At 38.3% G+C, this 7,161-nt stretch carries 12 protein-coding genes; 6 read left to right on the forward strand and 6 right to left on the reverse strand.

Annotated elements, in window-relative coordinates; translation table 11 throughout:
• Nucleotides 1–88: 88 nt before the first annotated feature.
• Nucleotides 89–1,342 (forward strand): NADP-dependent isocitrate dehydrogenase, encoded by a 1,254-nt coding sequence (gene icd, locus PSF09_RS18810; protein ID WP_004911741.1) that lies wholly within the window; start codon nucleotides 89–91, stop codon nucleotides 1,340–1,342.
• 162 nt (nucleotides 1,343–1,504) lie between these two features.
• Nucleotides 1,505–2,554, forward strand: a complete 1,050-nt coding sequence (locus PSF09_RS18815; RefSeq protein WP_272684305.1) for a DUF2971 domain-containing protein — start codon at nucleotides 1,505–1,507, stop codon at nucleotides 2,552–2,554.
• On the opposite strand, the gene PSF09_RS18820 is transcribed toward PSF09_RS18815, so the two are convergent.
• The 3 genes from PSF09_RS18820 to csrA form a co-directional block, all read right to left on the reverse strand.
• A complete protein-coding gene (locus PSF09_RS18820; protein WP_272684306.1) occupies nucleotides 2,544–3,671 on the reverse strand; it encodes a site-specific integrase in 1,128 nt (375 codons plus the stop codon). The genes PSF09_RS18815 and PSF09_RS18820 overlap by 11 nt on opposite strands.
• Nucleotides 3,652–3,894: an excisionase gene (locus tag PSF09_RS18825; RefSeq protein ID WP_210839023.1), complete on the reverse strand. Its 243-nt coding sequence runs from the start codon at nucleotides 3,892–3,894 to the stop codon at nucleotides 3,652–3,654. The genes PSF09_RS18820 and PSF09_RS18825 overlap by 20 nt, the downstream gene beginning before the upstream one ends.
• Before the next feature lie 280 nt (nucleotides 3,895–4,174).
• On the reverse strand, nucleotides 4,175–4,354 hold the full coding sequence (gene csrA / locus PSF09_RS18830) for a carbon storage regulator CsrA (protein WP_272684311.1): 180 nt from the start codon (nucleotides 4,352–4,354) through the stop codon (nucleotides 4,175–4,177).
• Between the two features lie 107 nt (nucleotides 4,355–4,461).
• On the opposite strand from csrA, the gene PSF09_RS18835 reads away from it, so the two are divergent.
• Nucleotides 4,462–4,689, forward strand: a complete 228-nt coding sequence (locus PSF09_RS18835) for a hypothetical protein (protein ID WP_272684307.1) — start codon at nucleotides 4,462–4,464, stop codon at nucleotides 4,687–4,689.
• Here the strand turns inward: PSF09_RS18835 and PSF09_RS18840 are convergent.
• From PSF09_RS18840 to PSF09_RS18850, 3 genes are all read right to left on the reverse strand, one after another.
• A complete protein-coding gene (locus PSF09_RS18840; RefSeq protein ID WP_272684308.1) occupies nucleotides 4,655–5,119 on the reverse strand; it encodes a hypothetical protein in 465 nt (154 codons plus the stop codon). The two genes, PSF09_RS18835 and PSF09_RS18840, sit on opposite strands and share 35 nt — an antisense overlap.
• A 26-nt stretch (nucleotides 5,120–5,145) precedes the next feature.
• Complete coding sequence (locus tag PSF09_RS18845) at nucleotides 5,146–5,355, reverse strand: hypothetical protein (protein ID WP_272684309.1); 210 nt, start codon at nucleotides 5,353–5,355, stop codon at nucleotides 5,146–5,148.
• A 99-nt stretch (nucleotides 5,356–5,454) separates the two neighbouring features.
• Nucleotides 5,455–6,099 (reverse strand): LexA family protein, encoded by a 645-nt coding sequence (locus PSF09_RS18850; RefSeq protein ID WP_109913345.1) that lies wholly within the window; start codon nucleotides 6,097–6,099, stop codon nucleotides 5,455–5,457.
• 101 nt (nucleotides 6,100–6,200) lie between these two features.
• On the opposite strand from PSF09_RS18850, the gene PSF09_RS18855 reads away from it, so the two are divergent.
• The 3 genes from PSF09_RS18855 (at nucleotide 6,201) to PSF09_RS18865 (ending at nucleotide 7,138) form a co-directional block, all read left to right on the forward strand.
• Nucleotides 6,201–6,389 carry a Cro/CI family transcriptional regulator gene (locus tag PSF09_RS18855; RefSeq protein ID WP_109913337.1) on the forward strand — a complete coding sequence of 63 codons (189 nt, stop codon included), beginning with the start codon at nucleotides 6,201–6,203 and terminating at the stop codon, nucleotides 6,387–6,389.
• 55 nt (nucleotides 6,390–6,444) lie between these two features.
• Nucleotides 6,445–6,900: a YmfL family putative regulatory protein gene (locus tag PSF09_RS18860; protein WP_115167082.1), complete on the forward strand. Its 456-nt coding sequence runs from the start codon at nucleotides 6,445–6,447 to the stop codon at nucleotides 6,898–6,900.
• A 61-nt stretch (nucleotides 6,901–6,961) separates the two neighbouring features.
• A complete protein-coding gene (locus PSF09_RS18865; protein WP_164528387.1) occupies nucleotides 6,962–7,138 on the forward strand; it encodes a hypothetical protein in 177 nt (58 codons plus the stop codon).
• Nucleotides 7,139–7,161 lie beyond the last annotated feature (23 nt).

The following is a 7,161-nucleotide window of genomic DNA, read 5'->3' on the forward strand; positions in this document are numbered from 1 at the left end:
CATTGGCGTTCGACGCAGATTGAAGTAGTATTGACACGTCTCTTACAAAAAATTAACAAGCAAAATACGCAAGTGAAAGGAGAGGTTAATGGAAAGCAAAGTAGTAGTTCCGGCAGAAGGCGCTAAAATTACCATTGATGCAAAAGGCAAACTAAACGTTCCGAACAACCCAATTATCCCTTTTATCGAAGGTGACGGCATTGGTATCGATGTCACACCAGCAATGTTGAAAGTGGTTGATGCGGCAGTGAAAAAAGCCTACAACGGTGAGCGCAAAATTTCTTGGATGGAAGTTTACACCGGTGAAAAATCTACACAAATTTATGGTAAAGATGTTTGGTTACCAGAAGAAACTCTCGATTTAATCCGTGATTACCGTGTTTCAATTAAAGGCCCTTTAACAACTCCTGTTGGTGGTGGTATTCGTTCTCTGAACGTTGCATTGCGTCAACAACTTGACCTGTATATCTGTTTACGTCCTGTTCGCTACTACAAAGGCACTCCAAGCCCAGTTAAACAACCTGAACTGACTGATATGGTTATTTTCCGTGAAAACTCTGAAGATATCTATGCGGGTATTGAGTGGAAAGCGGGTAGTGCAGAAGCAGATAAAGTTATTAAATTCCTGAAAGATGAAATGGGTGTGACTAAAATCCGTTTCCCACAAGACTGTGGTATTGGTATCAAGCCTTGTTCAGAAGAAGGCACAAAACGTTTAGTTCGTGCTGCTATTGAATATGCTATTGATAATGGCCGTGATTCAGTGACTTTAGTTCATAAAGGTAACATTATGAAATTCACTGAAGGTGCATTTAAAGATTGGGGATACCAATTAGCACAAGAGGAATTTGGCGGCGAATTATTAGATGGCGGCCCATGGGTTAAAATTAAAAACCCTAAAACTGGCAAAGATATTATCGTTAAAGATGTTATCGCAGATGCTTTCTTACAACAAATCCTGCTGCGCCCAGCAGAATACGATGTTATCGCTTGTATGAACCTAAATGGTGACTACATTTCTGATGCATTAGCAGCGCAAGTTGGTGGTATTGGTATCGCTCCAGGTGCAAATATTGGTTCTGAGTGCGCCTTGTTCGAAGCAACGCATGGTACTGCACCAAAATATGCAGGCCAAGATAAAGTTAACCCTGGCTCTATTATCCTTTCTGCTGAGATGATGCTGCGCCATATGGGCTGGACTGAAGCGGCTGACCTAATCGTTAAAGGTATGGAAGGCGCAATCGAAGCTAAAACTGTAACCTATGACTTCGAACGTCAATTAGAAGGCGCTAAGTTACTGAAATGTAGCGAATTCGGTGACGCAATCATTAAACACATGTAATTTATTACGTGGTGTGATTAATAACGGGAGCTTAATAGTTCCCGTTTTTTATTGTCACATTTGAAATGGTTATCAAAAAGTTATCAAAACGAATTATCAAAATAGTTTACATTATGTACAGATAATTTATATCTTAATGATATCGTCATAGAGAAAATTAGTATGAGAGTATTCAAGTATAGAGGTGGAGATGAAGAGGTGTTTTCAAGGGATTTATCTTCATTAGAACAGGATTATTTTTGGTCTCCTAATTATGACAATCTAAATGATCCATGTGAAGGTCTAGTACTAACAGATCAAGTATTCGAACAATTAGATGTTTTAAATAATATGTTTGGTAATACAGTACAAACTTCATTTATTTCACTTGATTCAGTAAAAGAAGCATTTAGAGATTTAATTGCTATTAAAGATAAGTCTGGAATTTACTCTTTGAGTAAAACTTTTACTGATGAATTATTATGGGCGCATTATGCTAATAGCCATAATGGCTTTTGTATTGAATATGATTTAGATAAATTGTGCGAATTTGAAGGTACTAAATATTCTATTTTTGATGTCCTATATCAAAATAAGCCACCGATAATGAATGTTGACAGCATGTTTACTTCAGATGCTCAAAATGAGATTCTTCAAAAATTAACAAGCGTAAAGTCTAAGAGATGGGAGTATGAAGAAGAAATCAGAATTATCACACCAAGTGAGGGTAAACAGTATTACGATTTCAGAGCTGTAAGGTCTATATATTTTGGTTTGCGAATGAAAAAGAAAAATATACGGTTGATTATGGAAACCCTTCAAGGAAGGGGGATTAAATATTTCCAAATGCAATTGAAAGCCAATACATATGAGTTGACTCATCAACTAATAGAAGATTTATATCCTACAGAACAAAAGTACAAATATTCAATTTCTCCTATTGATGAGTATACTATTGATGTGCAAAGCTTAGATGAGAAATGGAGTAAATATAAGCCATATTTATTTAAATTAGCAGAAATAGCTAGAAGAGAACCATACTGCCAAGAGGTTACTATGGTTGCTCTGGATACTACACAAAGTACAATTAATAATCCTATTTTCTTTGCGCAATTTAAGAGAAAGGAATACAGGTATCAAAATATATATCTAACGATCAAGGAGATAGATGATGCTTTTGAGTTAATCGATGATTTGGATGAAAGTTGCTGCAGCATCCATCCTAAAGCTTAACTAGCAACCAATCTTTACCCCGATCATCATTATATTTATCAGTCATTTTTTGCGATTTATGACCCAGTAAATCTTTAGTGTTAATTCCTTGTTCTCGATAGAGTCTTTCTGATAAAGATCGTTGTTCATGGAATGATGCCGGCGTTCCTTCACCCCAATCAATATCAGTTTTATTTCGTGCCTTCTTGAAATTTGTTGTTATTGTATTTGCAGTGACTTGGTCACCTCGATTTGCTTGAGAAGTTGTACGGAAATAATGGATTAGATATGGGCTGAGAACACGGTCTCGACATCTAGAAATAACATCCCTCAGCGACATGTTTAATGCATCAGATCTTAATGCTAGTGGAATAGCCAGTTTACTTCCTGTTTTTTCTTGCGTTACATGCAAATGGTCATCCCAAATATCGCTAAATTTCATTGCTGAGATATCACCAAGCCGTTGCCCAGTTATCACAGCTAATAGCATCGCATTGCCTAAATACTTATGTTGCTTGTCTGCTACTTCAAATATTTTTTGCCACTCCTCTAAATTAAGGCGCTGGCGGGTAATTCGTCTTTTTGGTTGTTTAGTTGCGAGTGCAGGGTTATATCCTGGTGGGACTTCACCAGCATGCTGCGCCTCTTTGAACACATCGATTAATACAGATCGAATAACCTGAGCCATGCGATGTTGGCCATTAGATTTATACTCATCAAGTATTGATGCGATATCTCTCGCATCAACTGCAGGTAAAGGCTTCATTGCGAGAGAGTGGCGCATTAGGTCCACAGGTTTTCTTTTTTGCTTATATGTATTTTGTTTTATATCACCGTCAGCAAGGCGTTCCTCTTGTATTACCCAGTAGCGATCCAGCCAAGTATTTACGGTGATCTCTTTACCTTTAATTCTTGCCACTCTATCGCTGATCGCCATGACTTGACGGCTACGTTGTTCAGCTAACCTGTTATTAGCTTCAATCGCAATTTCACGCGCCTCGGATTCATTGTCACCGAGGGCGTGATACTTTCCAGTTATTGGGTGACGATAGCGCCAGTAAACCTTGTTAGCTTTTCTGCTAAATAGTGGGTAGAGATTAGGGATGTTGACGTTATTTTTACGTGGTCGGGCAGCCATCGTTTAAAATCCTTTGTAATTTTGGGTTATCACTCTTATTGATAACCGGTGATGTCAAATTACCGACTAAGTCGGCATCTTCTCTCACGCGCCAAATACCGCCTTCTTTTTGTGCTGGTGGATAGAACAAGCCACTCCTAGCGTAGCGTTGTAATGTCCCCAGTCGAGGAGGGCGACTTCTATAACGTTCGCTCGCCCATTCCTCCAAAGTTAGCATTTGCATAATTACCTCCACATTCTGCCGCATACAGATTTTTAATTTTTGACTATACTTATTAAGTAACACGCGATACTTGCTATTATTTGCCGACATATTATATGTCGGTTTTTTTTGCTAATTTCTTGTTTATTTATATCTTTGGACTAAGCTTAAGTAATTCTACAGTTACTTATATTCCTATAGAATGAGCTGATCCCTGTGTGTTAATTATTTACCGCTGAATTTATTGGCGGTATTTTTTTATTTATTGATTTGGTTTTAATCTAAATACAATAAATAACTATCACTCGAACTTATTATTATCAGCAAAAATTAGTTTATAAATTTCTTCACGATGGACACTAATATCTTTTGGGGCATCAATACCAATCCGCACTTGGTTACCCTTTACTCCTAAAATTGTAACTTTAATATCATCACCAATAACCACAACTTCGGTTGGTTTTCGAGTAAGAATAAGCATTCCCATACTAAGCACTCCACACAGTTTATAAGGTTGCCTGAACTAACTTATCCACATCAGGCGGCTGTGGTATTCTTGGAAGCCCTACACAACCAAGAGAATTTTTTATGTCAGACAATCTAAAAATGACCAAAGAACAATTTGCATTACATGTTTTTGATCAAACAGTCGACTTATTTGGCTCTTTAAATAATGGCGTTGAGATTGATTTCGCCAATGAAGAACATAAACGGGACGAGTTTGATAAAACATATCGCTTTCTAGCTGGTCGATTACGCGACCGATTAGAAGAGCAGGGTATTATTTTAGAAGAACTATACATTCCAGAGCTTTAAGTACCGCTAGCTTATAGTTAGCTGCTGGGCCTATACCTTTTAGTTGAAATTGCTTTTCCATTTCATCAAGTAAGTGCCCAGCAATCCCTAGCAAGCCCACGTTTAGCTCATGGGTTTTATTTTCTGTTTTTGTGTGCATATTAGCTATTTTTTGTGCTGTAGCCTTTGCTTTGTCTCTAGCGTTATTATCATTCATTAGATCAATAATTTTCTGGCACTTAGCCTTGCTAAAGCTTTCTTCTATAAAATGTTGAAATGTTTTGCAGTTCTTTAATGTCCACTGGCAATGTTCAGGCGAAATTATTTTTTCCGCAGGAATATCTGGGTTCTGAACTCTTAAAGTGAGCCCTCTTGTTGAGGCTCCTTCTAACCACTCAACCTTCTCTAGTAATGCCTGTTTAATTTCTTGGCACTTACATTCATTATCCATACCCATACCCCGCACATTAAGCCTAATTAAGCACTAATAATGACTTGGCAGCGTTCAGACTGGTCGAAAATATCCTCATCAAGCTTTTCTAGTTGCTGCTGCAGGTCGACTTGCTTAGCTTTAAGTGCCGCCAGCTTTTGAAGTTCAGCGGCTTTTTCCATAATCCATGCTGCAGCATCTTCTTGCGACATAGCAACGCTAAAAGTTACGATTGGTTCATTTGAATTGGTTTGCATTGAACACCTCCTAAGTTGTCTTAGATATAAACTAATTCAACTTAGGATCTATGTCAATACAAAATCTAAGAAAACTTAGATTTAAATTAAGAAGGGAGGTTATAGCTCGTATTGAACACCACGAACGAGACCAACTATTTCACAGTTACCATTGATTGGAATGTTGTCATATCGTGGGTTTAGTGGCATTAAAAATTTATTGGGGCCATCAACAACATAACGTTTCACGGTAACTTCATCAGAGCCTTGCAATCTAGCGACAACAAATTTACCACTAACAACTTCAGCTTCAGGATCAACAATAACTGTTGAGCCTTCTGGGATTGACGGTAAGCCATAAGGATTTGTCATGGAGTCGCCAATGACGCGCAATGCGAATGATAGAGGCGATACTTTAAGGGTTGTCTCTATGAACTCTAAATCATCATCGTAAATCTGATTTGGCGCATAGTCAGTGAAGTTGCCAGCTTGGACATAAGATAAAATCGGCACCTTTTGTGCGCTCGTGATTATGTTAGATGTTTGCTTAGATGGAATACCATACAATATATATGCTTCAGTTGTATTGAAATACCTAGCTAATTTCAATAGAGCATCACTCCGTGGTGCATTTAGGTCTCTCTCCCAATACCCGACAGTAACATCAGATACGCCACAGTACCGCCCAAGTTCTTTTTGGGTGGTTTTAGTGATATCCCTCAAGGCCTTTATTCTGCTTCCGATGGTGTTTTCAGTTTTACTCATTCCTAAGTCCATTTCATATAAACCTAAGTTATCTTAGTTTTTATTGACCAAATATAAATTAACAATTAACATCTAACTTAACTTAGAAATTGGGAGGTGTTATGACCACAGAGCAGATCGAAAAATACTTCGGAACCACTAATAAAATTGCTGAGTTTTTTCGGATAAGCCCCGAAGCTTTTTACCAGTGGAAAAAACGGCCAAATCAATTAATTCCGAAAAATCGCGCCATTGAGGCTGATTACAGAACGAAAGGTGAATTGAGGTTTGACCCTGCACTTTATCAATAAAGTACCAAATCCAACTAACTGAGTTAACTACCAACAAAACAACGGAATTGTAGATATGTGCAAACAAACATTAAAAGAAGTCGTGAAAGAGATGTGTAAGGCGTATCCCGGTGGACGTTCAGCGATGGCTGGTGCATTGGGTATGACAGAAACCACGTTCAATAACAATTTGTATGAAAAGAACGGCTGTCGTTTTTTTGAGCGTGAAGAGCTTGAAGCGATGGAAGATTTATCTAATACCTCATTTCTTGCAGGGTATTACGCAAACAGAAGAAATTTATTGCTGGTGGAAAAGATAAGCCCAGAGGATTTGGACGAACCAGAATTATTCAAATTACAAACTCGAGCATCAACAACTCGCGGCGAGTTAGTTGTATTCATTGGTAAAGCATTGGAAGACGGTGTTGTTGATAAGCATGAAGAAAAACAAATTCTGACAATGTTGGATAGAGCAATCGCAAGCACTAGAGGGGCTATCAATGCGCTCATTAAATTACATAAGAAAGGTTGACGCCCCAGATATGCGGTCCGAGGCGTCGGGTGCTAATAACAACTTGTGTGGAGTAACTAGCATGAGCAGTGTAACGAATTTACGCGGTAGAACGCAAGTGAGAGTTTCTATCCGTGATGGTCGTTTTGTCTATGAACTAAAGGTACCAGAAGGGCGGCAGGAGACCAACTACAAGTTTGTTGAGTGGTTGGTAGATGATTTTAATGCAAGTTGCGGGAGAGGGGATCATGTCCAATGAAAAACATAAGAACCTCAATCGTT

The sequence above is a fragment of the Providencia sp. PROV141 genome (assembly GCF_028481645.1).
Classification (GTDB): Bacteria; Pseudomonadota; Gammaproteobacteria; order Enterobacterales; family Enterobacteriaceae; genus Providencia; species Providencia rettgeri.

Bases quoted from the DNA above. Each gene is read 5' to 3' on its own strand.
- icd (WP_004911741.1), top strand. From the start codon at position 89: ATGGAAAGCAAAGTAGTAGTTCCGGCAGAAGGCGCTAAAATTACCATT.
- PSF09_RS18815 (WP_272684305.1), top strand. From the start codon at position 1,505: ATGAGAGTATTCAAGTATAGAGGTGGAGATGAAGAGGTGTTTTCAAGG.
- PSF09_RS18820 (WP_272684306.1), bottom strand. From the start codon at position 3,671: ATGGCTGCCCGACCACGTAAAAATAACGTCAACATCCCTAATCTCTAC.
- PSF09_RS18825 (WP_210839023.1), bottom strand. From the start codon at position 3,894: ATGCAAATGCTAACTTTGGAGGAATGGGCGAGCGAACGTTATAGAAGT.
- csrA (WP_272684311.1), bottom strand. From the start codon at position 4,354: ATGCTTATTCTTACTCGAAAACCAACCGAAGTTGTGGTTATTGGTGAT.
- PSF09_RS18835 (WP_272684307.1), top strand. From the start codon at position 4,462: ATGTCAGACAATCTAAAAATGACCAAAGAACAATTTGCATTACATGTT.
- PSF09_RS18840 (WP_272684308.1), bottom strand. From the start codon at position 5,119: ATGGATAATGAATGTAAGTGCCAAGAAATTAAACAGGCATTACTAGAG.
- PSF09_RS18845 (WP_272684309.1), bottom strand. From the start codon at position 5,355: ATGCAAACCAATTCAAATGAACCAATCGTAACTTTTAGCGTTGCTATG.
- PSF09_RS18850 (WP_109913345.1), bottom strand. From the start codon at position 6,099: ATGAGTAAAACTGAAAACACCATCGGAAGCAGAATAAAGGCCTTGAGG.
- PSF09_RS18855 (WP_109913337.1), top strand. From the start codon at position 6,201: ATGACCACAGAGCAGATCGAAAAATACTTCGGAACCACTAATAAAATT.
- PSF09_RS18860 (WP_115167082.1), top strand. From the start codon at position 6,445: ATGTGCAAACAAACATTAAAAGAAGTCGTGAAAGAGATGTGTAAGGCG.
- PSF09_RS18865 (WP_164528387.1), top strand. From the start codon at position 6,962: ATGAGCAGTGTAACGAATTTACGCGGTAGAACGCAAGTGAGAGTTTCT.